Origin of the sequence: Arcanobacterium pluranimalium (genome assembly GCF_016907845.1) — a bacterium.
Classification (GTDB): Bacteria; Actinomycetota; Actinomycetes; order Actinomycetales; family Actinomycetaceae; genus Arcanobacterium_A; species Arcanobacterium_A pluranimalium.
On the sequence record NZ_JAFBCS010000001.1, the window covers coordinates 254,107 to 275,348 of the forward strand.

Here is a 21,242-nt window from a genome sequence, read left to right on the forward strand (position 1 = left end):
CCTCAGCGCCCACACCCAACGCAACATCCACCCCTTGTATATTCCGTAAATTTCCCGACGCCACAGAACATGGCAGAATTACCCCGTGAAAGAAAAAGCCGTTCCCACTATCACATACCCCGCTGAACTCCCTGTATCTGCGCGCAAAGACGATATTGCTGAAGCGATCCGCAACAATCAGGTAGTAATCATCTCGGGCGAAACTGGTTCGGGAAAAACCACCCAGCTTCCGAAAATTTGCTTGGAAATTGGGCGCGGAATCAAGGGAATGATCGGGCATACTCAACCACGACGCATCGCAGCGCGCTCAGTGGCTGAGCGTATTTGCTCTGAGTTGGGCGTGAAACTGGGCGGGGCAATCGGTTTCCAAGTGCGCTTCACTGAGGAAGTTTCCGATTCCACTCTGGTGAAGTTGATGACCGACGGCATTTTACTTGCAGAAATCCAATCTGATCCTGAGCTGCGCAAATACGATACGATCATTATCGACGAGGCTCATGAGCGCTCGCTCAATATTGATTTCTTACTCGGCTACCTCGCGCAGCTACTGCCAAAACGCCCTGATCTCAAGCTCATTATTACGTCGGCGACCATCGATTCGCAGCGCTTTGCCGAGCATTTTGGCACGTATATGTACGGCGGCGGGGCTGGAAAAGTAGCGCCGATCATCGAGGTTTCAGGGCGAACCTATCCAGTTGAAATCCGTTACCGACCGCTCGATACCGACGCCGAGTTGGGTGCGCACGAAGGTCACTCACGTCACGCAGGAGAGCATACCGTCGTCGGGCAAGACGCGGGGCGAGATACCACGCAACACACCAATACGCAGGCACAATACGTGGACGCACCAGCCGATCCGCGCGATCAGATTACGGGGATTATCGACGCCGCCGAGGAACTTTTCGCCGAAGGCCCTGGCGATATTCTGGTGTTTCTCTCCGGTGAGGGCGAGATTCACGAAACACAGAAAGCATTCCGTGATGATCTGGGCGTGCGCTATATCGAACCTGGTGGGAGCTCCAATATTCCAGGAGCGGTGGAAGTGCTGCCCCTTTTCGCTCGGCTTTCAGCTGGCGAGCAGCACCGCATTTTTGCACCTCACCAGCATCGGCGAATCATTCTCGCCACCAATATTGCCGAAACGTCTATCACTGTGCCTGGTATTCGCTATGTGATCGACCCAGGCACAGCCCGCATCTCGCGCTTTTCCAATAAAACCAAAGTGCAACGCCTCCCGATTGAGGCGATTTCGCAAGCCTCAGCCAATCAGCGCGCCGGGCGATGCGGGCGTGTGGCAGACGGTATCGCCATTCGCCTTTACTCTGAGGACGATTTTGCAAGCCGCGAGCAATTTACCGAGCCAGAAATTCAACGCACTTCTTTAGCTGCGGTAATCCTACAAATGACCTCATTGGGCTTGGGTGCCGTGGAAGACTTCCCATTTATTGATCCACCCGATATGCGCGCCATTCGAGCCGGATTACAGTTACTCGAAGAAATCGGTGCGGTTGAATTAGGTATCGGCGCCCGCAAGCCACGACTCACAAAAATTGGCCGCCAACTCGCACGTCTGCCTATCGATCCTCGCCTAGGAAGAATTTTGCTTGCCGGAGCCGATAACGGCTGCGCTGCAGAAATATTGGTGTTGGTAGCTGCGATGTCTGTGCAGGACGTGCGCGAAAGACCTGCGGAATTTCAGGCGCAAGCAGACCAACTCCACGCACGCTTTACCGATCCACGCTCAGACTTCCTCGCCTATCTCAATTTGTGGCGTTACCTGCGCACCCAACAACGCGATCTTTCTGGATCCGCGTTTCGCCGCTTATGCCGCAGCGAATACCTCAACTGGCTGCGTTTCCGTGAGTGGCAAGACGTAGTAACGCAGCTTCGGCAACTTGCCAAGCCGCTCGGTTTAGCTCTCAAACAGATCACCATACCCACAGTTCGGCAGATCGAAGAAGCAGTTCAAACAGGTGCGGACGTTACCCAAAACCGCAACGTGACCGACGCGGTGAAAGCTGTGGCGGCGTCGTCGGACGCTCCCGCTGCGGACGCAATCCACCGGGCGCTACTGGTCGGACTCCTCTCCAACCTGGGAAATTGGGACGAACGCAAGCGTGACTACGCTGGCGCGCGCGGCACTCATTTCGTAATCTGGCCAGGATCAGGCTTGCACCGACGCACTCCAGCGTGGGTTATGGCCTCTGAGCTGGTAGAAACCTCGCGACTCTTCGCCCGCACGGTGGGCCAGATTGATCCAGCGTGGATCGAGCGCGCCGCGAAACACCTGGTCAAGACGCAATATTCCGAGCCGTTCTGGGCAAACCGCCAGGGTGCGGCGATGGTACACGAGAAAGTTACGCTTTATGGCATGACCATCGTGGCGGATCGGCAGAGTCTGCTGGCGAAGGTAGGTACGCCTGAAGCGCGCGAGCTCGCCCGCGAGATGTTTATCCGGCATGGTCTGGTGGAGAATCAGTGGCGCACGCACCACGCTTTCGCCAAGCACAATAAACAAGCGCTTGAGCAGGCGCTCGAGGTGGAGGCACGCACTCGCCAGCACGGTTTAGTGGCAGACGACGCCGCGCAATTCACGTTCTTCGACGAGCGGCTACCCGGTTCCATCGTTTCGGGCAGGCATTTCGACTCGTGGTGGAAGAAAGCACAGCATAAACGCCCTGATCTGCTGAATTTCACGCAAGAGTTCTTACTTGGCAAAACGAGTGTGGATGATGCTGATTTCCCCAAGGAATGGGTACAAGGCGACGTAACACTCCCGATTACTTATAGCTTTAGCCCAGGTAGCCATACCGATGGCCTGCGGATTGACGTGCCAGTTACTCTCCTGCCGCAATTGGAGGATGCGGGCTTTGACTGGCTCGTGCCGGGCATGATTGAGGAGCTCACGGTCGCAACGATTCGCGCGCTGCCGAAGCGGGTGCGGCGCAATCTGGTGCCAGCACCGGACGTGGCCAGCAAGATCGTGGCGCTGTTACCGCCTTGGGATTCTGTTGCGCACGGGCAGGTGGGTGCGCCAAGTTTCGCGCAGGCGTTCACACAGGCTGTGCGCACGTTGCGTGGTTTCGATATCGACGACGACGCTTGGGCTGAGGTGGAGTTGCCGCCTCACCTTGTGATCACGTTCTGTGTGCGCTCTGAGCGCGGCGCCGTGCTTGACGAGGGCACGTCACTTACGGCACTACAACGAGCCTTAGCTCCGCAGACGCGCTCCGCGGTGGAATCAGTGGTCAAGGGAGCGGTGGCTCGCGCTCTCGACGAAGCGCGAGACGCTATTTTGGCTGATCAGGAGGCAAGTGCGCGCAAGGATCAACGCCAGCGGGAAGTGGAATCCCGCAAGGCGCAGATCGCTGCTGAAGCGAAATCTCGCGCAGGAATCCTCAGCGATTCGGTGGACGATATCCACGATTGGGCTCAAATAAAAGAGGGCGAATTGCCTGCGGTAATCGAAACAGAGGGCCCGCATGCCATGGTTGTGCGCGGGTATCCGGCGTTCGTTGTAACGGGTGGTTCTGTGCAGCTACGAGTGTTGGCTGAACCCGCTGAGCAGGTACGCGAGCACCGCAACGGCGTCATCCACCTCGTGTACAGGCAGACGGCGCTTCCCGAGGGGCGCATTACCTCACGTTGGACCGGGGCAGAGTCGCTCACGCTCGCGGCGTCGCCTTATAAAAATACCGCAGCTCTTGTGGCAGATTTGCAACTTACAGCGGCACGGAACGTTGCGCAGAAATGGGCGAAACAAGAAAAAACTCCGCTGGGTAGAGTTCGACGTGCGGCAGAGTTCGAGCAGCTACGCGCTTATGTGCGCGACCGTATTGAAGACGAGACGTACCGGCTGGCACAGATTGTGGTGCGCGTATTGCAGGCCTGGGGAGATGTTGAGGCTTTGATCCGGGAGAATACGTCGGTGGCGCTGATCAATACGGTGCATGACGTGCGTGAACAGATTACCGCGCTCATTTTTGATGGCTTCATTTTTGCCACTCCCGAGGAGTATTTGCCCGATTTGCCGCGTTTCTTGAAGGCCGCAGGCCTGCGCATCACGAAAGCGGCTAATAATCCGGCGGCTGACGATGCGCTCGCATGGCAGGTGGCGGATATTGAAGAGCTGGTAAACCGCGAGCGCGAAGAGTTTGAGCAGGTGGAGTACGACGCCGCGCGCGCAGCCGTATTGGTGCAAGCACGATGGCTGGTGGAAGAATTGCGGGTTTCGCTATTTGCTCAGCAGCTAGGCACGCGCGTGAAAGTCTCACCTCAGAGGATTAAGAAGCTACTCGGGAGGTAGCTAGCGGATCAGTGCAAAGCTTGAGGAAGTCACGGTAGCTAGTCGCACCGTTGCTCATCACGCTGTTGCTGCCATGCGGCATCTAAAGCGCGAATTTCTTGCATATCAACATGTCGTCCCGTTTGAATCAAACACGGAATCAGTTTGTTGAGTTCTCCGCGTAAGAAAATCATTTCCTCAAAATCTTCATCGTCACACTCGGCACAACCCGAGCGAACGCCTCCTCGATACTGACCTAGAACAGAGTTATACCAGCTCACATATGCATCGAATCGTTTCAGTTTCGCCATAACCTTTGGTTGCGCCCACTGCGCCACTGGTCGCTCAACTGTTGCTGGGATACTCCCTTTCCAGCGATAAACATCAAAATTTTCCCAATTCCGCATATAAAACGCTCGTTAATATTGATCGTGAGCAAACCACAGTTACCAGCGTGCCACAAATAAGCGTCCTTACCGGTCACAACAGCTTCGGTGAGTTCGCGTATCTGCGCGTCCGTGAGCCGTTTACCAAGCCACAGCTGCGGAAACACGAAACCATCCACACCAAACCCAGTCAAAGACCCATCCACAACACCAAGACGAACCACACACCAACCAGCACGAACCACAATCCTTTGCCAACGACGACGCACCCCCACACCATCAACACCATCGGCAACGTCCTCAACAACCACCTCACAGCCACGATCACGCAAACAATCAAGCCAAGTCTCTAAACCTAAACACACACCCAGATCATCACAACGAAACGCAACCACACCGCCGTCATCATCGCCTTCTTCAACAAAAACCGTCGCCAAATCAGAACCAGACAGCGAATCAAACTTCGCTAAATGACACCACCACTTCACAGCCGGCTCATCCGAGAACGGAACCTCACCCACAAACGAACCACCCCGCGCATAAAACTCCCCCAACTGCCCCTGCCACAGCTCGTCGCATTTGCGGAGAACACGTAGATCAACGTGCATATCGCGCTGGTGCATATCTGATAGGGCTCGGCTAATGAGGGATCTAAACTCCACAACTTCACGAATATCGCTTTCGTAAGATGGGCCAATACCCATGTCGAACTCTAGATCGTACCGGTAAAAGTTAATGAGCGACGCAAGCAAATCACGATAAAAATCGATCTTTACTAAGTGTGCAAATACCTGCTCTGCCGTCCATTGCTCACAATGTCCGTGACTGGTTTTGTGTGAAAGATCGGAAAAATATACGTCATAACTATCTGGCTGCCACATTGAAGGAATCGCTACGCAGGCATTCTTTTTATTGATGCGCTGCGTATAGATATTTCCCGAAAGCAGCGAATCTAGCACCCAGCATGCGCCTTGGAATATGCTCGACCATTTACCGTTGAGCTCTTGAAACTCATAACCGGGCACAGATCCAAGACCTACCGACGCACCTACATCGGCAAAATGAAATACAAATCCTTCATCGCACGAAGCCGAATGTGTAAAATTCACCTTCCAAAATACACCGTCAAAGTGTTCAATACGCTGCAATGAATCATGGAAAAGCGGCAAATCACTGCAAAGCTTGAGAAAGTCAAGGTCGTTCAATTTCAGTCACCACGATTTACTTACTTAACTTGAATAGGAACAAGCATTTCTACCACTTGGTCACGGGTCCACTTGGTTGTATTCGTCATCGTCAATGTTTGACGACGGCGCTTTAGTTCTCCTTCACAAACGATATACAAATCGTCCTCACCAGCGGGAACTGCAAGATAGCTTTTCCCGGCAACCGCTCCGCTGTAAATCTCACCATTAAACAGCGCGTCTACAACGATTTTTGCAGCATCCACGAACATCAAGGTTCGCCATGCTTCGTCAGCTTCGAAAAGCGGATAGGCATCCGTATCCTCGTTAACCCAAAGTCCAACACTCTTGTCGCCTTCTTGAACGTGAACCATAAGTTCATAACCGACAATCGAATCATTCCTGAGGGATAGCCACCAATTATCTTGGGAGAATCGAACTACGTCATCGACAAAACGGCAGTTACAGTCCGTCTCGCTCATGCGTGAAATCAAAGCCCGCATTTCGCTACGCACATATCGCTCTACTTGTTGTTGAGAAACTAGTAGACCACTGACATCGCGCTTATCGTTAAGAATACTTAAAGCGGTGTCGTCTGACGCAAAAATTAGATTAATAATTTCAACAGGTCCGCGAACTCCTTCCCTGAGTGAGCGAAGAAAATATGGTTCTCTCTCCAGGTAAGAAATTAAACGCTCATCAGTGGTGATAGTTCCTAAGTAACCGCGTATTTTTCGAGGAGAAACCCAGTTTGGTTGCGCAGGATCCAGCACCCTCACTTGCCTTTGCGGCACGCGAGAACCATAAGGAACGAGGCGAGCGTCGTCGGAATAGCTTGCGAGATAAAAATAGGTATTCTTCCAGGTCTTTTGGATCAGTACGACGTCGTATTCCACACTTGTCGATATGAGCTGAACTTTCATTCTTTACCGTCCTGAGCATAGGTGTCTAAGGCAATGTCGTCGCAGGTGAAGGAAAACTCTTTACTTCCAATAACAAGCTTTACATCGCAGGGAAAAGCACACGAAACCAAGTCGGAATTTTCAATGGTGGAAGTAGCATCCAACCCAGAAATTTCGAGCGCATTGAGCAAAAACATTGAATCAGAGGGAGAAGTTTGACGATCAAGGGGATCTGATTTCACCGCTGAACTGTGGTGCAGAGTATTTTTCGATTGGTAATTCTGCTGGTAATGCTGCACACCCGAAAAGGTAAGCGTAAAAACAAGGAACTGTTCTCCGTCAAGCGCATGGGCAGGAAAAGGCTTCGTAAAAACAACTACGAGTGATTTACCATGATGCAAAACGCGCAGCACCGTACACGTTTTGCTGTGAAGCTCTTTTAGCCATTCATCGGTGAGATTCATCTACACACCGTTCCCTTCACTTCATCGCTTCAGAAAGAATTTCCTTAAAACTACATACTGAAGAACAATACGTTGAGCCCAAAATACAACTTTCTTTTCAGGCAAAAATACCTCAAGTCGTGCTACGAACTTTCCTTTATGTAGCCCAGACATCCCAATCAAGATAGCGATCAGTATTTGTCGAAGCTCCGATGCTTCCAGATCGCGCACAGCTTGATGTCTTTGAGGATGAAAATGAGGAACTTCAAATGTAGAAAATTTTCCATCTTGATCAAATCCGAGAACAATATCAAGAACAGAATATTGAGCTTTCACACGCCTGAGATTCCCAGTTTCATCATCGTATATTTTTTCTATAAACGTTGCAATATTGAGCTTTTCGACTGATTCAAGCCATTCACGATCTGAATATTCAAAAGGATCAGAACTGTACCGATGCACCATCACATCACGATCTTGTAGGTCTGAGTTTGGTTCTTTAGAGGTACCATCACCAGCTTCCACATACAACGTCAGCAAATCAGCTTTCGAAAGTAGTGAAATTTCGGCAAGCTTGAACCACCATTTATAAGCCGGCTCATGTTCATGCGCGGCAAGAAAATCAAGTATGGAACGTTCTATTTCATAAGTCGTCAACGCATGTTGTAAGAGTTGGTCAAGGACACGGACATAGTTGACCCATGCGCCTAAACCGAACCGAACCATCTTTGGGATCGAGTTATTTAGTTGTTCTCGCGCATACACACATTCTGAGAAAATTTCTTGCCAATCTTTAGAATTGTGAAACTCATCATCTGCATGAATCGGATAATCCGTTTCAATAGTCCAAACCAATTGGCAATAACGATCAAGCATGTATTCAATCCACATTGTGTCAACGTTAAGCGCCACCAAGGATTTTCTAACTTTGTCGAGTTTCCAAGACCGCGAACGCCTTTTCACATCAACAAGAGAAGGCTTTAAGAAAAACACGTCAAAGTTCCCTGACTTCGTTCGCGAGGGAATGGCGAGATAACGATATGGAAGCCAGTCAACACGGAAATAACCAACACCGGACGAGGTGTAGATCATACCATCAAACAGCGAATCCACAAGATGATTGAAGAAATCCACGGCGCTCTCTACAGTGTTCCCAAGCAAATATAGCACCCGAGGAATCCCGATCCCCGCACCCACAGATATTTCTTGAAACTCAGCGCAAATACCAAACTTTTCATCCAAACACAGAATTTTGAAAGAACACTTCGAGCCAAAAAGATACTCAACAACACCGTCGTCGTGCTCTAGCGTTTCGTGAGGGATACTCAGTAAGCGTTCTAGCTTTAGGGCGATTTCTTGCTTAAACCGCTGTCCACGTGGAATTTCATTCATAAGTGTCCCTAGAAATTCTTCGGCACGATACCGCATCCGATGACGCGCGAAATTCCGTAATGGATCGTGAGCACCGCGCACCTGGTAAATTGAATCCAAACGCTCAGTTTCGCCGTCGTCTCATTTACATGCATGAAGCCTGGGTAACGGCTATTACATTCATTAATCAAATCAATCAGACTGTCGTTGATTGACGATAAGTCGTTCATTTTCACTCACTCCATTACAAATGATCATCACGCCAAGTTTTTATCCATCTGCGTGTATGAACATTTCCTTTGTAGTACCAAAATAATAATCAGTTGATTAAAGATACCCCATGCGCACGGTTTCAAGAGTCACTTCCGTCTAATGAAGCTCTTAAAGCCACTGGCAGTTTCCAAGGTTGATCGCCGTCGTGACTTAGAAACTATGGTGTATTCTCCCGTGACGAGTTCTTTTGCAAGGCGAATGAAATCGGCACTAGTGTACCCGTCAATCCGAGCGAGATTCTCAAAGCTGGTTTGCATGACGTTCACATAGATTAACTCACCAAGAAAATCAAAACCCAAGCCAACTTGGATTCCATCGCTAAGCTCAAACTCAGCTTCTACATAGGAGTAAAAATTGTCCATTTGTTTGAACACTAGCTGATAACCGCGCTGCTCGATGAATTCCAGCAACTCGATACTATTGATATTTGTGATGGCTGCACGCCCTACCAGTTCATCAATTGAAGCGTATCGGGAGGAAAACTCGGGTTCTAATTCTGGGAAAAGCTCGAAATAGTTTGCCATACTAACGAACTCACCCTCGTAGAACAGTTCTTGCTCTCCACGTGGCCAACCAAACCACTCGATAAAACTAGGTGTGCCTCTAAGTCCTTCCCCGAACGGTGAACCATTCAATATTCGCATCACAAAATTACGCCGTTTGTATGGGAATTCGATCCACCCGTCTTCCGAATCGTCCGTAACAGCAAATAACTTTGAATCATAGATATTGAATTCGTATGAAAAGCTACTTCCTCTTTCTGGCATGAGCCAATATTTAGGTGATTTTCCGCCGTCGTCACGAGCATAGACCACGTACTCCTTTGTGCTGTGGAGCTCAGTTAACTCGCCATTAGCCGAGGAACGACGGACGTCATTCAAAGGTCGAACTTTCATAGCAAACTCCTTTATAAAAGCAGGCCATGTTTAGTATCTCAATAAGTCAAAATGGAATCGACTAATTATACGTTCGCTTCTACCCGATTGAATCGGTACTCTATGCCCTTTCCAACTCGAACGACTGAAAAAGTTGCTTCTTGGGTCAACTGGGACGTACTGGATTCTATCCGCATCATTTCAACAACACCGAAACTTTCACGAGCCGCTTCATCGTAGCGTCAATGGGTGATAATCAAGCAGTTAGCACAACACTTGGAAGCTTGGGCAAAGATTACTCACGTGACTGGCCAAATCAAATCAAAGATCAACCGAACCAATAACGACCACAGTGTACAAAGAACCAAGATCAAGAAGAATGTTTTCCCCGAAATTTTATGAGGCCATATATTTCTGTGCACCCATCGACGGCCACTCAATGTCGATGGAGGCGAAACAAAATCACTTATCGCGAGTTCGCGCTCAACTGGATTTAACTCCTGCCGAACTCGGTCATATCGCCAGATTTCAGTTCGCGGTTTCTTCAAGAACAAATTCAAGAACCAAGGTTGTTTGAATGTCTGAAGTGCACAGAGTTTTGTTTCAGAGTTACACCAAGCAATCCGAATATTTTCATCATCTCGTCCAATAAACGCGTACTTTTCAAACTCTTCACGAGTGTACGATTTCGGGAACTCGAGACCACATCTAGATGCAATCGTCTTCGAATCATCACAACTATGCAATCAAGGGAAATAAGTATAATTACTCAACCGAATTCGTTGACCATGGTAGAAACCAGTTAAGTGAAAACCGGATCGCAATACCGAATTCTCAAACTTGAATTTTCGAACAACAAGATTTGTTTGCTTTTCTTTATCTGATAGAAGCACGTTCAGCTTATTTATTCGACGACGATTACGTCGCTCATCGTATCTACCCATAGATACCGTCCCTAAGGCTAATTTTCATTCGATAAGCACCCATGCCCTCATTTTAGTTGAAGCGCACTGGATTCTATCCGCATCATTTCAACAACATCGAAACTTTCACAAGCCGCTCCATCGCAGCATCGAAGCATTAAGTATTCCATATTCCATCTCTATATAGCTAGAAAACACCATATAATTCAAAGTTAGATTATGGATAGGACACCGGAAATGAATCATCGGGGATTGAAGCAATTTCATCGAGATGGAACCACCAATGATCCGAATCAATTCCCTGTGAATAGCCATAAAACACAGGATCACCCGTATCCACATAGTTCTTGATCGAACTTCGCCACAAAGAATCGATACGAGCCAAACGCGGTGTATCGACGTCGTCTCCCTTCGTATGAAGGATACTCAAGCAATCGTTGATCTGTTCACGAATGGAGACATCGACCCACAAGTCTTCAATCTCCTCAGGATGTAAGGTCCACACAGGCTCATCAAGCACGTGCGAAAATTTCTCAACCAAGAAATCGAACTCTTCACGCTTAAAGTCAAACACATCAAGCTTACGCTGAACCTGATCACTCGACCACGATTCAATGGTTACGCGCTGCGGCGTCATTCCCAAAGGGTGAACGCAAATATAGACGTCATAAACTTCGCACGCTAAATTCTTTGGAAACGCCACCACGGTTTGGACATCAGTAACCGAAAGGAAGAACTTTCCGATTTTCAATAAGTAAATAAAATCCGTAAGACGTCGGTATTCGAGACGCTCATTCCTATGAATAGTCGGCCACTTTTACACGTAAGCACAGCTCTCACCACCTCGAATATCACGCCCACGGAACCTCTGAATAGAAAACTCAAAACCCCGACGTGTCAGGCCATGAAAGATCGTCAACTGCCACGAAGTGGTGCAATATTGAGTGCGGTTGAATCTATAACAACTCGGCAATTTACGTCATGCAACGGCGAAGCGTATTTTTTGAACGGCAAAGAACCATCTTTGTTCTGGGCGTACATAACAAAGACCTATTCAATCTTTATACTTGTACTGGCGAGAATTATTTGATTTTATCTTGAGATCAGCCAGTTTTTGAGCGATTCTACATCTGCATCATATTGAGAAAGCTGTTCTGGATCGTAACTTGCCGGAAATTCAACCGAGCCTTCAAGCTGCCCGATTTCGCGTCGCAGTCGCGAGAGAGTATCTAACCGTTCAGTAGGATCTCCGTTGTAACTCCACGATTCATCAACAAGCTTTTTATACTCATCAAAAAGCAAAGCGAACTTCTCATATCCAACTTCTCCTCCCTCAAACCACGTCTCGGGCGGGAATTTTTCGTAAAGAGCGGCGAAGTATTCAGGTGCACCATCAGTGATGTTGTCGAAAAATGCCGGCATGTCGAGCAATTCAAAGAATTTACTATCAGCTGAGATAACTCTTTCTACACGCCCTTTCCGATCTTTGTATTCGCGCGTCTCCCACGTGAGACAATCTCCATCTGTTACCTCGAAGAGTCTCACTGGAAAGAACATCGGATACGAACCCCTACGAGAAAGATACGGATCAAAATCGCAATCCTCGTGTAAAATGTAAAACTGTTCATCTACCAAAGGGTCACGAAACCAGCGATACTGGATGTTGGTATACCTCGCCAGAACCAGGTAGTTTCTGTTTGCTCTAAAACGAGGATAATCGAACCCTCCTCCATAAAATTCAGGATCTAAAACATCAAGAGCTTTCACACGCATGAGAGGACCTCCCTCTTAATCTCTTAAATTTTTGCCTACAAGGGGGACTTTGCACATCTCCCAATAAATCCACTTCATCGTGGGGTTCTATATTAATTCACAAAACGGCAGCTATATCTTCCCAAACATTCGATTAATCGAAGATCAATCAGCGAACCACGCTTTATTTAAGTTTCTAGAAATATTCTTGCTTCTATGAAGAAAAATGGTCAAACACCCAAATGGCAATGAACATACCGGCAATAAACCAAATATAGTCCCGCTTAGTAATCGCAACGTTCCAAAATGATCCTAGAATCATTCCTTTTTCGGTGTAATTGGAGTCAAAGCCGTTCGTGAATTGCTGCGGTACATCATTCGATTCTTCCAACTCTGTGATAAATCCAGAAACACCGCCAACCTGGCCTGGTTGCGGTTTGAACAACAGAAGCCGCTCAAAGCCGCCAATCACGTTATCGCGACTACGAATCTCGAACGAATCTTCATAAAAATCAACATGCATACTTCGCCACGTGCGCGTGTGCACATAAAACTTTTCACTACCAGGCGCTACGGGAAATGCTAAAGAAAATTTCTTACCCTCACCATGAACATAAATACGCTCATGAGCCATGCACGAAACAATATAAACAAGTTCATTCAACAAACTCTGACACTCGTCCGAAAAATCTCGACTCTCATTTTGTTGCGAAATTTTCACCACGTGAGAGTAGCCGGCTCCATGAACACGATAACGACACCTTATTGAGAAACCGATTTTCGATGAGGAGTGAAATATCTTCAGCTGTAACCAATAAACTTGCCCACAGAAAGGGCGAATCCGAAAGGTACTCTTATGCTTAGAAATTTTCGTATCTTGAGGAAAATATTCCTTGATTAACAGACCCACCTAGGCAAACGAGGCCCTGTAACCAGAGTTCTTATACTCTAATGTTTTCCGAAAGCTATACATATTTATCCCCGCCTCCATATCCTGTTGCATATTTTACTGGGGCTACGTCGTCGTCATACAACTAAATCAACCCTGAATTTTCTCGTAACTCGCAGGCGGGAGCAGGAACTTGCCGGAAATTCAACAAGGGTACACTCCGGCACACCCATCGTCGAAATTAAAACACGCAGAGAACGATAACACATATGCGTGAATAGTTAATGAGAATATTTACGTTTCATTAACCATGACACAGCAACCTTTTAGAATGTAACTGCGATCACAAAAGCGTGGATGGATGTGAAAGGAATCTGCCACGCTGATTCACTCAGACATGCTAACTCACTCGCACGTCTGGGCTTAACACTATTAGGTTGCGCAGGATATTAGCGAGAGAAAGAAAAATCATGGACGATATAAAAGCCGCTCTTTTTCAAAGCTTTTCAATCATATTCTTATGGGCACTCCCATTCTTCTTTGGAGGAATCCATACGCAAACGAAAATCATCATTACCGTACTTGCCGTGGCAACATTAATCTGGATTATCGGGTGCTATATCTATCTCCAACGCAAAAAACAAAACAAATAACCGTCCAACTTTCAGGGATCAGTGCAATCTAGAAACTCTTCGTCAGAACAATATCGCCATCAAAGCCTTGTTTTCTGAAGTAAGCCACGTCCGACGTGTCATTGGCAGGAAGCAAAAGCGTGCGCACACCCAAATCTGCAAAAAGCTTGTGGTTAGTGTAAATGAATTTGCCTGGAGTAAAATTTCGAAAACGCTCTGTTACATAGTCAACAACGACGTTAGCTTTCGCGTCCTCACCGAGCCGTACCGCAAATAGTCCGATTATTTCCTCGTCGTGCATTATTAAGAAAGATCGTGTTCCGATCAGCGCATCTTTGGTGAACTGTGGATAAGCAGCGGATATAGAGGCACCGTTGCGTGAGAGAAAACGCTGCACTATTGAATTATCATCATTCACCGCCACCACGGAATATCCGCGTTCTTCACTTTCACCTTGTTGACTCAATCGCCATAACCAGTAAATGTTGATGAGCACGATTGCACCATTCATCGCCGCATACGGCCAGATCTCAAAGAACACGTTATAAATCGTTGCGATCAACGAGCCTGTGAGATTAAGAATGCGGAATCTACGCACGCTGGGAACCATCAAGCTTACGACGACGAGCACGGAACCAGTCCATCCAACTATTTCCCACCAAGACATGCGAAACCCACTTTCCATCACACAGTGCGAATATTTATCGCTATAGATTGCTTTATCCTACACAGCGGTGTCAGATTTTGTCGCGTATTTGGCTTCGCACCAAAGTAAACCAAAGCAACTAGCGCAACTTACAACGCTACTGAGAGGCTCCGTCGTCTTTCTGAAACCAGGTCTTGGGCGGAAACGCTTCGCACAACACTCTCATATATTTAGGGCACACTGCCAGCGAGATTTTCGTAGAAAGACGGCATTTCTTGCAACTCAAAATACTTACTTTCAGCAAGAAAAACTACCTCGTCATAGCCCAAATGGTTTTGATAAATCACTTTCTTCCAGCTGGAGCAGTCGTTGTTAGTCACCTCGACTATCTCGCACTACGCCTGTTTTCTCAAAGTGACAATCTGCAAGAGTCACAAGTTAACGAGCGGCTGAAAGTAGTGACCGACGACTTCGCCACCCTTAGGCGCTACCTTATCGATGCCGGACTTCTGGAAAGGCTCAACGATGGCACTTCCTATCGGCTCAGTCACTCAATCGCTGCTGCCCAAACTCTATAAATGTTTATAAAACTAGATTCGATAGGCGACAACAACCACACAAAACTGCTGAACAAGCGTGCCAATAATGCTGTCGCATTAGAACAAGCACTAGCCCTACAAAGCTTGTTCCCCCTCTTGATTTTAGAACTTACAAGTTCTAAAATATATTTATGTGGGATCTGGATGTCGAGCTCATCACTGAATGGATTATTTCGCTAGATAAAAAGTCGCAACAACAAGTCATTGCGGCGTTAGAACTTTTACAAGAACACGGCCCCACCTTAGGTCGTCCATTAGTTGATAGCGTGACGGCATCACGTCACAAAAATATGAAAGAGTTAAGACCAGGATCTTCAGGAAGAACAGAACTACGAATCTTATTCGCATTTGATCCTAAGCGCAGGGCAATTATGTTGATTGGTGGGGACAAATCTAACCAATGGAACAGATGGTATAGAAAGAACATTCCTATTGCAGATAAGCTTTACGATCAATACCTCGCAAAACAAGAAGGATAGCACCATGGCAATGACACTCGAACAATTCCTCGAAGCCCACCCAGTCGACCGAACCGAAGTGGATAAATACAAAGAACAAATGCTCACAGAAGTCCGCGCATATCGACTTCGTGAATTACGCAAGAGCTTAGGCATTACCCAACAACAACTCGCACAACGAATCGGCGTATCTCAACGCCAAGTTTCCAAAATCGAACAGGGCGATATTGAAAACGCAAAACTTAGTACAATTCGTGGATATCTCAACGCAATCGGCGGCACTTTATCACTCGAATTTGAGCGAGGAGATGCTCGAATCCGCATTGCTTGATAACTTCTGAGTTATCAAGCCCCTAGCTCCCACTCTCCGATAACTCCTGCGCAATCTCTCGCACAGCCACGCGCGCATCGCGACGCGCCCCAATAGTCGAAGCACTTGGCCCGTATCCCAACAGGTGCACCCGCTCGTCGCACACTGCCCGCGTGCCGCGCATCTGCACACCACCACGCTCAGAACGCAACTTCAACGGCGCCAAATGCCGCAACTCAGCCCGAAAACCAGTTGCCCAAATAATCGCGTCAAGCTGCACAAACTTCTCGCCCCACCACGCACCGTGTTTATCGAGCCGATCGAACATCTCGCGCCTTTTCAGCACGCCGCGCGCACGCATGTCGCGCACCATGTCATTCTCCGGCAGCCCGGTTTCCGCAACCACCGGCAAAGGCATCAACCCAACCTCCACCCGTTCACGTACGCGCTGCTCAACTGCCCGACCCGCCTCAATGCTCAACGAGTTCATCGGTGAAAAATCGTCCTCACGCCAACGCGGCGGAGTGCGAGTAACCCAAATCGTCTTTTTCGCTTCCCGCGACACCTCATCTAGGTGCGTCAACGCCGAAATTCCACCACCAACAATCATCACCCGTTTACCCCAGAACCGATCTGCCCTTGGGTAATTCTGGGTGTGAAATTGCTGGCCACGAAACAGTTCCGCGCCTTCATAATGCGGCACGAAGGGCCGCGTCCACGTGCCCGTGCAGTTAATGACGCGCCGCGCATACCACGTGCCCGACGTCGTCCTCACCCGTAGCAGCCCAGTTTCCGGCACGTCCTCCACGGCTACAACCCTCACCAGATGTAAAATCGGCAGGTCAAACTCGTGTTCATAGTCCGCAAAATATTGCGACACAAAGAGCGACGACGGCGCTGCCGGATCAATTTCACCCACCGGCATTCCAGGCAAATCGGCAATATGGTTGATAGTTGACATCGTCAAGCTGCGCCACCGGTGCCGCCACGCGCCGCCAGGTCCAACTTCACCGTCAAGCACCACAAAAGTACCTGCTCCTGGCCCATTTTTACCCGCAAGATTCTTCTCGCGAGCTTCAAGATTCTCCGAGTCACCTTGATCGCCGCACACATAAGCAGCTCCATTATCAGCATTTTCAGGGCGACGCCGGTCGCCCGCGTAGCCCACAAAGCCACGTCGCAACAGTTCATAGGCGGAGCATAGACCCGCTTGCCCAGCACCAATCACTACCACGTCAGCGTAGTGTTCGTTTTTGTGTGCTGAGGGCGTAAAGTCGTGATAATTCGCGCTATCGTGCATATCTCAACGGTACATCACAACGAGCATTTGCCCACATTGAAGAACATGCTCGGTTGGCAACGGAAATTAGCGGGAAGTTACGTTTATTCTTAACTTATGGATCTGACGAGCGTAGAAACTCTGGCACGTGGCTTGATGCATCGCCACGGGCTAGGTTCTTGGGCGCTCGTTTTTGATGGTGCGAAACGGCGAGCTGGGATGGCGAATTTTACGAAAAAGCAGATTTCTCTTTCGTCAGCGCTAATGGAGCTTTATTCCGAGCAGGAAGTGCGGAGTGTTATCTTGCACGAGATCGCTCACGTGCTTGCCGGGCCTGGTCATGGGCATGATGCACACTGGGCACGTATCTGCACTCAAATCGGCGGAGTGCCGCGAGCGCGTATTCGCAACGCTCCTGCTGTTGAACCGCTCTGGATTGGTGTGTGTCCCCACGGGCACACGGTGGAACGTCACCGGCGCCCTCGCTCTGTGCAGTCATGTGCACGCTGCTCACGATCATTTTCACCTCATTTCGCTCTAGTATGGACGAATCAGCGAAACGGGGAGGTGCTACGCCCTCATGGCAAAATACTTCTCACGTACTAAACCGGCACATACGTCACCTGGTCAAGCTTCCACTTGGCACGTTCATTCACTTAATGGCACACCACAGGACGCCAGCGATTCGCCTGCTTCTGTTCCTGCTTCTGCTCAGAATCGCTCCCGCACAAGTGCAAGAAAAGCGGAAATCCGCACCGCTTATACAATGCTTCTGCCAAGTTTTATTGGCGTGGGATTATTTCTCATCGTGCCAGTATTTGCCGTGCTTGTGCTGTCTTTTACCGAATGGAACCTGATCTCGCCTCCACACTGGGTGGGTTTTGATAACTACATCTCCATCTCTAGTGACCCAGAATTTTGGCGTTCAATTTTTACGACGGCGGTGTTCTCAGTTCTCGCTATCCCCGGCGCGATAGTATGTGGCCTGCTCATTGCCCTTGGTTTGAATAGGAGACTTCCTGGATCGCGCTTTTTGCAATTGTGCTTCGTACTACCGTGGATTGCTGCGCCGCTTTCTCTTGGCATTGTGTGGTCGTGGCTTCTCGCCCCTCGCACCGGATTGATAAACAACGTTTTAGGCACTACAACTGCATGGATGAGCAATGAATCTACTGCTTTACCAGTAGTTGCGTTTGTGTACATTTGGCAAAATGTGGGCTATATTTCCCTGTTTTTCCTTGCTGCCCTGCAAGCGATCCCGGCGTCCATCTACGAAGCTGCCGTATTAGACGGTGCTGGTGCGGTGCGCCGACTTTTCTCCATCACGCTGCCCCTCATTCGCCCAACCACTTTTTTCGTGCTGGTCACGTCGCTTATTGGGTCTTTTCAGGTTTATGACCTCGTATTTGGTCTCACTGGCGGAAACCCTGGCTATCCAGGCGGCACAACCGACGTCATCGCAGCACGCATATATTCTGCTGCTTTCACCTCTCCGCAAATCGGACAAGCAGCAACTATGGCGGTACTGCTCACGATCGTCGTCGTGCTGATTACGGTGGCTCAACAGCGCTATTTCCGCACGCGAATCACGTATGAAATGAGTGATGAGCGATGAAACAGTCCCGAACAGAGCTTTCACAGCAGACGACGGTGCGGCAGTCACCTCGCACACCACAGTCTCGCATGCCGCGGCGATTTTTCAGTTATGTAGTGACGTATCTGCTGCTCATCGGTGGTGCTTTGCTCACTCTTATTCCTTTTGTATTTTCTATTCTCACTTCTTTCAAAACCGAGAAACAGCTAGTTAACGACGGCGCATTAGCACTTCCCACGCCAGTCACTTTTGATAACTACACCAGCCTTTTTACCGATCACTCTTTTATCGTGCCACTCGCTATCACAATTCAAGTGGTATTGGTGATGGTTATTGGGCAAATGACGTCCTCCGTTTTGGCAGCTTATGCTTTTGCACGACTGCGCTTTCCGGGACGCGATACTATTTTTTGGGCGTACGTGTGTACGCTCATGATTCCTGCGGTTGTTACTATGATCCCGCTCTTTGGCGCAATAAGTGCTGCAGGTTTGCGCAATACTTTTGCCGGAATTGTAGTGCCTTTTATGCTCGGATCGCCTTACGCCATTTTCCTACTCCGTGAAAATTTCCGCTCTGTTCCGCAAGAACTTCTTGACGCCGCTACCTTGGACGGCGCCGGATTTTGGCGGCAGTTGTGGAGTATCGTGCTGCCAACCAATAAGCCAATTTTGGCAACCTTGCTGCTCATCACGGTTGTTTCACAATGGAACAACTTCATGTGGCCCAATATTATCGCCCAAGATCCCCAGTGGCATGTGCTCACGGTGGCAACCGCAGCTCTCCAAACTCAGTATTCTGCCAACTGGACGCTCGTTATGGCAGCAACGACGCTCTGCGTGCTCCCACTTCTGGTGCTCTTCTTGTTATTCAACAAGCAAATTATCCGCTCCATTGGCATTACCAGAGTATAGACTTTCTATAAAACCATCATTGTCTGATTCAAAGAGGTAATCGTGATCCGATCACTCAAAAAGTCCTTTGCCCTAGCAGCAGTAGCTGCGCTAAGTTTAGCGGCCTGCTCGCCCGCTACCGATTCGAAGTCCTCGAAAGACGACGGCGAAAAAACCACCGTCACGTTCCGTTTATGGGACGATTCCGCAGCTCCTGCATATAAAAAATCCTTTGCAGAATTTGAGAAAAAGAATCCGAATATTTCTGTAAAAGTAGACGTGGTGCCATGGGACTCGTACTGGAAACAGCTTCCACTTGATATTTCCTCAGGTCAAGCAGCGGACGTTTACTGGGTGAACTCCTCAAACTTCGCACAACTTGCCGAAGCCGGAAACATTATGGATATTTCCCAAGCTATCGGGGATAAACACGACGCTTGGCAAGAATCGATCGTCGATCTCTACACGCGGGGCGGCAAACTTTGGGGAATCCCCCAGCTGTGGGACTCTATCGCACTGTTCTACAACAAAGACCTCGTGGCAAAAGCAGGTGTAGATCCGAGCAAACTCACCTGGGCACCGAACGCAAGCGGTAATGATACTCTCCTAGCTGCAGCTAAGAAGCTTACCGTTGATGCTCAAGGTCATAACGCTACCGCGCCGCAGTTCAATCCAGCCGCAACGAAAGTTTTTGGCTTCAATGCGCAAGCTGATCTACAAGGCATCTGGCTCGATTTTCTCGCCCAAAATGGTGGCAAACTGCAAAACGACGACGATACCTTCGCTTTCGCATCACCTGCAGGAGAAGCAGCGTTCCAGTACGTCGTCGACATGATTAACAAATATCATGTAGCACCGCCAGCAAGTGAAACCAATACAAAAGGTGATCTCACCCGCGATATGTTTGCACGTGGCGAATTGGCACTGTTCCAGTCTGGTCCTTATTCATTAAAGAAGATCTCAGAGTCTGCCAATATTAACTGGGGTGTTGCGCCAATGGTTGCAGGTCCGCAAGGACGTGTGGGGGTAGTTCACGGTGTGGCTGCCGTTGGAAATGCCAAGACGAAGAATCCTGAAGCTACAAAGAAGGTGCTCGCTTGGCTTGGAAGTGCTGATGGGCAACGCCCACTTGCAGCAGAAGGAGTTGCTTTCCCTGGAGCGAAAGATGCTCAGCGAGCATTTGTTGATTACTGGGCAAAAAAGAACGTGGATGTGTCCGTGTTTGTTGATGCCGCCGCTGGTAAAACGACACCCGCTCCACGCGGCATGAAAGTCAATGCTGGCCTTGAAAAGGCAATGCCAAAGCTCATGGATCTGTTCTTGGGTTCAGTGCCAGTCAAACAAGGCTTAACCGATGCCCAAAATGCCGGCAACTCTGCAATGAAATAGTTTCTAAATAGCTAAGATTCAGAAGGGGTTTACTGATAAGGAAATATCCCATATTGGATGCATATATAGGAAAACATCCTCGAATTTTTCCACAGGCAAAAGGTCAGTTCATATGTTGGTAAATCATTAAAAAATGATTCTCAAATTGATTGCACGAGGCTT

The 21,242-nt window shown here is 48.8% G+C and carries 20 protein-coding genes; 8 read left to right on the forward strand and 12 right to left on the reverse strand.

The features are described 5' to 3' along the window. Nucleotides 1–85: 85 nt before the first annotated feature. Nucleotides 86–4,306 carry an ATP-dependent RNA helicase HrpA gene (hrpA, locus tag JOD55_RS01020; RefSeq protein WP_338022168.1) on the forward strand — a complete coding sequence of 1,407 codons (4,221 nt, stop codon included), beginning with the start codon at nt 86–88 and terminating at the stop codon, nt 4,304–4,306. A 38-nt stretch (nt 4,307–4,344) separates the two neighbouring features. On the opposite strand, the gene JOD55_RS01025 is transcribed toward hrpA, so the two are convergent. From JOD55_RS01025 to JOD55_RS01075, 11 genes are all read right to left on the reverse strand, one after another. Next, nucleotides 4,345–4,596 carry a hypothetical protein gene (locus JOD55_RS01025; protein ID WP_204397876.1) on the reverse strand — a complete coding sequence of 84 codons (252 nt, stop codon included), beginning with the start codon at nt 4,594–4,596 and terminating at the stop codon, nt 4,345–4,347. Next, nucleotides 4,584–5,780, reverse strand: a complete 1,197-nt coding sequence (locus JOD55_RS01030) for a hypothetical protein (RefSeq protein WP_204397878.1) — start codon at nt 5,778–5,780, stop codon at nt 4,584–4,586. Before JOD55_RS01030 ends, JOD55_RS01025 begins: the two co-directional genes overlap by 13 nt. Before the next feature lie 116 nt (nt 5,781–5,896). Continuing rightward, nucleotides 5,897–6,778 (reverse strand): hypothetical protein, encoded by an 882-nt coding sequence (locus JOD55_RS01035; RefSeq protein ID WP_204397880.1) that lies wholly within the window; start codon nt 6,776–6,778, stop codon nt 5,897–5,899. After that, the gene (locus tag JOD55_RS01040) at nt 6,775–7,221 is read right to left on the reverse strand and encodes a hypothetical protein (RefSeq protein WP_131281802.1); all 447 of its coding nucleotides are present in this window, start codon (nt 7,219–7,221) and stop codon (nt 6,775–6,777) included. Before JOD55_RS01040 ends, JOD55_RS01035 begins: the two co-directional genes overlap by 4 nt. 21 nt (nt 7,222–7,242) lie before the next feature. Further along, nucleotides 7,243–8,592, reverse strand: coding sequence for a hypothetical protein (locus JOD55_RS01045; RefSeq protein ID WP_204397882.1), 1,350 nt, complete (start codon nt 8,590–8,592; stop codon nt 7,243–7,245). A gap of 8 nt (nt 8,593–8,600) precedes the next feature. Then, nucleotides 8,601–8,801, reverse strand: a complete 201-nt coding sequence (locus JOD55_RS01050; RefSeq protein ID WP_204397884.1) for a hypothetical protein — start codon at nt 8,799–8,801, stop codon at nt 8,601–8,603. Nucleotides 8,802–8,930: 129 nt separating this feature from the next. Further along, complete coding sequence (locus JOD55_RS01055; protein ID WP_204397886.1) at nt 8,931–9,740, reverse strand: hypothetical protein; 810 nt, start codon at nt 9,738–9,740, stop codon at nt 8,931–8,933. 1,119 nt (nt 9,741–10,859) lie between these two features. Further along, nucleotides 10,860–11,393 (reverse strand): hypothetical protein, encoded by a 534-nt coding sequence (locus JOD55_RS01060; RefSeq protein WP_204397888.1) that lies wholly within the window; start codon nt 11,391–11,393, stop codon nt 10,860–10,862. A 341-nt stretch (nt 11,394–11,734) separates the two neighbouring features. Then, a complete protein-coding gene (locus JOD55_RS01065; RefSeq protein WP_204397890.1) occupies nt 11,735–12,409 on the reverse strand; it encodes a hypothetical protein in 675 nt (224 codons plus the stop codon). 199 nt (nt 12,410–12,608) lie between these two features. Then, nucleotides 12,609–13,115 carry a hypothetical protein gene (locus tag JOD55_RS01070; RefSeq protein ID WP_204397892.1) on the reverse strand — a complete coding sequence of 169 codons (507 nt, stop codon included), beginning with the start codon at nt 13,113–13,115 and terminating at the stop codon, nt 12,609–12,611. A gap of 849 nt (nt 13,116–13,964) precedes the next feature. Further along, the gene (locus JOD55_RS01075; RefSeq protein ID WP_204397894.1) at nt 13,965–14,582 is read right to left on the reverse strand and encodes a hypothetical protein; all 618 of its coding nucleotides are present in this window, start codon (nt 14,580–14,582) and stop codon (nt 13,965–13,967) included. A gap of 308 nt (nt 14,583–14,890) precedes the next feature. Here JOD55_RS01075 and JOD55_RS09380 point away from each other — a divergent pair, with 308 nt between their 5' ends. From JOD55_RS09380 to JOD55_RS01090, 3 genes are all read left to right on the forward strand, one after another. Further along, on the forward strand, nt 14,891–15,139 hold the full coding sequence (locus tag JOD55_RS09380) for a DUF2087 domain-containing protein (protein ID WP_204397896.1): 249 nt from the start codon (nt 14,891–14,893) through the stop codon (nt 15,137–15,139). Between the two features lie 152 nt (nt 15,140–15,291). Beyond that, nucleotides 15,292–15,639 (forward strand): type II toxin-antitoxin system RelE/ParE family toxin, encoded by a 348-nt coding sequence (locus JOD55_RS01085; protein ID WP_204397898.1) that lies wholly within the window; start codon nt 15,292–15,294, stop codon nt 15,637–15,639. A gap of 4 nt (nt 15,640–15,643) precedes the next feature. Next, on the forward strand, nt 15,644–15,949 hold the full coding sequence (locus JOD55_RS01090; protein ID WP_204397900.1) for a helix-turn-helix domain-containing protein: 306 nt from the start codon (nt 15,644–15,646) through the stop codon (nt 15,947–15,949). A 22-nt stretch (nt 15,950–15,971) separates the two neighbouring features. Here the strand turns inward: JOD55_RS01090 and JOD55_RS01095 are convergent, their stop codons facing one another. Further along, entirely contained in the window at nt 15,972–17,228 is a 1,257-nt protein-coding gene (locus JOD55_RS01095; RefSeq protein WP_204397902.1) for an NAD(P)-binding domain-containing protein, read from the reverse strand. A 96-nt stretch (nt 17,229–17,324) separates the two neighbouring features. On the opposite strand from JOD55_RS01095, the gene JOD55_RS01100 reads away from it, so the two are divergent. From JOD55_RS01100 to JOD55_RS01115, 4 genes are read left to right on the forward strand one after another with little or no spacing between them, the layout of a single operon-like run. Further along, nucleotides 17,325–17,813, forward strand: coding sequence for a SprT-like domain-containing protein (locus JOD55_RS01100; RefSeq protein WP_204397904.1), 489 nt, complete (start codon nt 17,325–17,327; stop codon nt 17,811–17,813). After that, nucleotides 17,788–18,822: a carbohydrate ABC transporter permease gene (locus JOD55_RS01105; RefSeq protein WP_239538926.1), complete on the forward strand. Its 1,035-nt coding sequence runs from the start codon at nt 17,788–17,790 to the stop codon at nt 18,820–18,822. The genes JOD55_RS01100 and JOD55_RS01105 overlap by 26 nt, the downstream gene beginning before the upstream one ends. Further along, a complete protein-coding gene (locus tag JOD55_RS01110) occupies nt 18,819–19,712 on the forward strand; it encodes a carbohydrate ABC transporter permease (protein WP_204397906.1) in 894 nt (297 codons plus the stop codon). The genes JOD55_RS01105 and JOD55_RS01110 overlap by 4 nt, the downstream gene beginning before the upstream one ends. A 42-nt stretch (nt 19,713–19,754) precedes the next feature. Next, nucleotides 19,755–21,080 carry an ABC transporter substrate-binding protein gene (locus JOD55_RS01115; RefSeq protein ID WP_338022169.1) on the forward strand — a complete coding sequence of 442 codons (1,326 nt, stop codon included), beginning with the start codon at nt 19,755–19,757 and terminating at the stop codon, nt 21,078–21,080. Nucleotides 21,081–21,242 lie beyond the last annotated feature (162 nt).

Coding starts and splice junctions, on each gene's coding strand:
- JOD55_RS01025 (WP_204397876.1), bottom strand. CDS start 4,596: ATGGCGAAACTGAAACGATTCGATGCATATGTGAGCTGGTATAACTCT.
- JOD55_RS01035 (WP_204397880.1), bottom strand. CDS start 6,778: ATGAAAGTTCAGCTCATATCGACAAGTGTGGAATACGACGTCGTACTG.
- JOD55_RS01040 (WP_131281802.1), bottom strand. CDS start 7,221: ATGAATCTCACCGATGAATGGCTAAAAGAGCTTCACAGCAAAACGTGT.
- JOD55_RS01045 (WP_204397882.1), bottom strand. CDS start 8,592: ATGAATGAAATTCCACGTGGACAGCGGTTTAAGCAAGAAATCGCCCTA.
- JOD55_RS01050 (WP_204397884.1), bottom strand. CDS start 8,801: ATGAACGACTTATCGTCAATCAACGACAGTCTGATTGATTTGATTAAT.
- JOD55_RS01055 (WP_204397886.1), bottom strand. CDS start 9,740: ATGAAAGTTCGACCTTTGAATGACGTCCGTCGTTCCTCGGCTAATGGC.
- JOD55_RS01075 (WP_204397894.1), bottom strand. CDS start 14,582: ATGTCTTGGTGGGAAATAGTTGGATGGACTGGTTCCGTGCTCGTCGTC.
- JOD55_RS09380 (WP_204397896.1), top strand. CDS start 14,891: ATGGTTTTGATAAATCACTTTCTTCCAGCTGGAGCAGTCGTTGTTAGT.
- JOD55_RS01085 (WP_204397898.1), top strand. CDS start 15,292: ATGTGGGATCTGGATGTCGAGCTCATCACTGAATGGATTATTTCGCTA.
- JOD55_RS01090 (WP_204397900.1), top strand. CDS start 15,644: ATGGCAATGACACTCGAACAATTCCTCGAAGCCCACCCAGTCGACCGA.
- JOD55_RS01095 (WP_204397902.1), bottom strand. CDS start 17,228: ATGCACGATAGCGCGAATTATCACGACTTTACGCCCTCAGCACACAAA.
- JOD55_RS01100 (WP_204397904.1), top strand. CDS start 17,325: ATGGATCTGACGAGCGTAGAAACTCTGGCACGTGGCTTGATGCATCGC.
- JOD55_RS01105 (WP_239538926.1), top strand. CDS start 17,788: ATGGCAAAATACTTCTCACGTACTAAACCGGCACATACGTCACCTGGT.
- JOD55_RS01110 (WP_204397906.1), top strand. CDS start 18,819: ATGAAACAGTCCCGAACAGAGCTTTCACAGCAGACGACGGTGCGGCAG.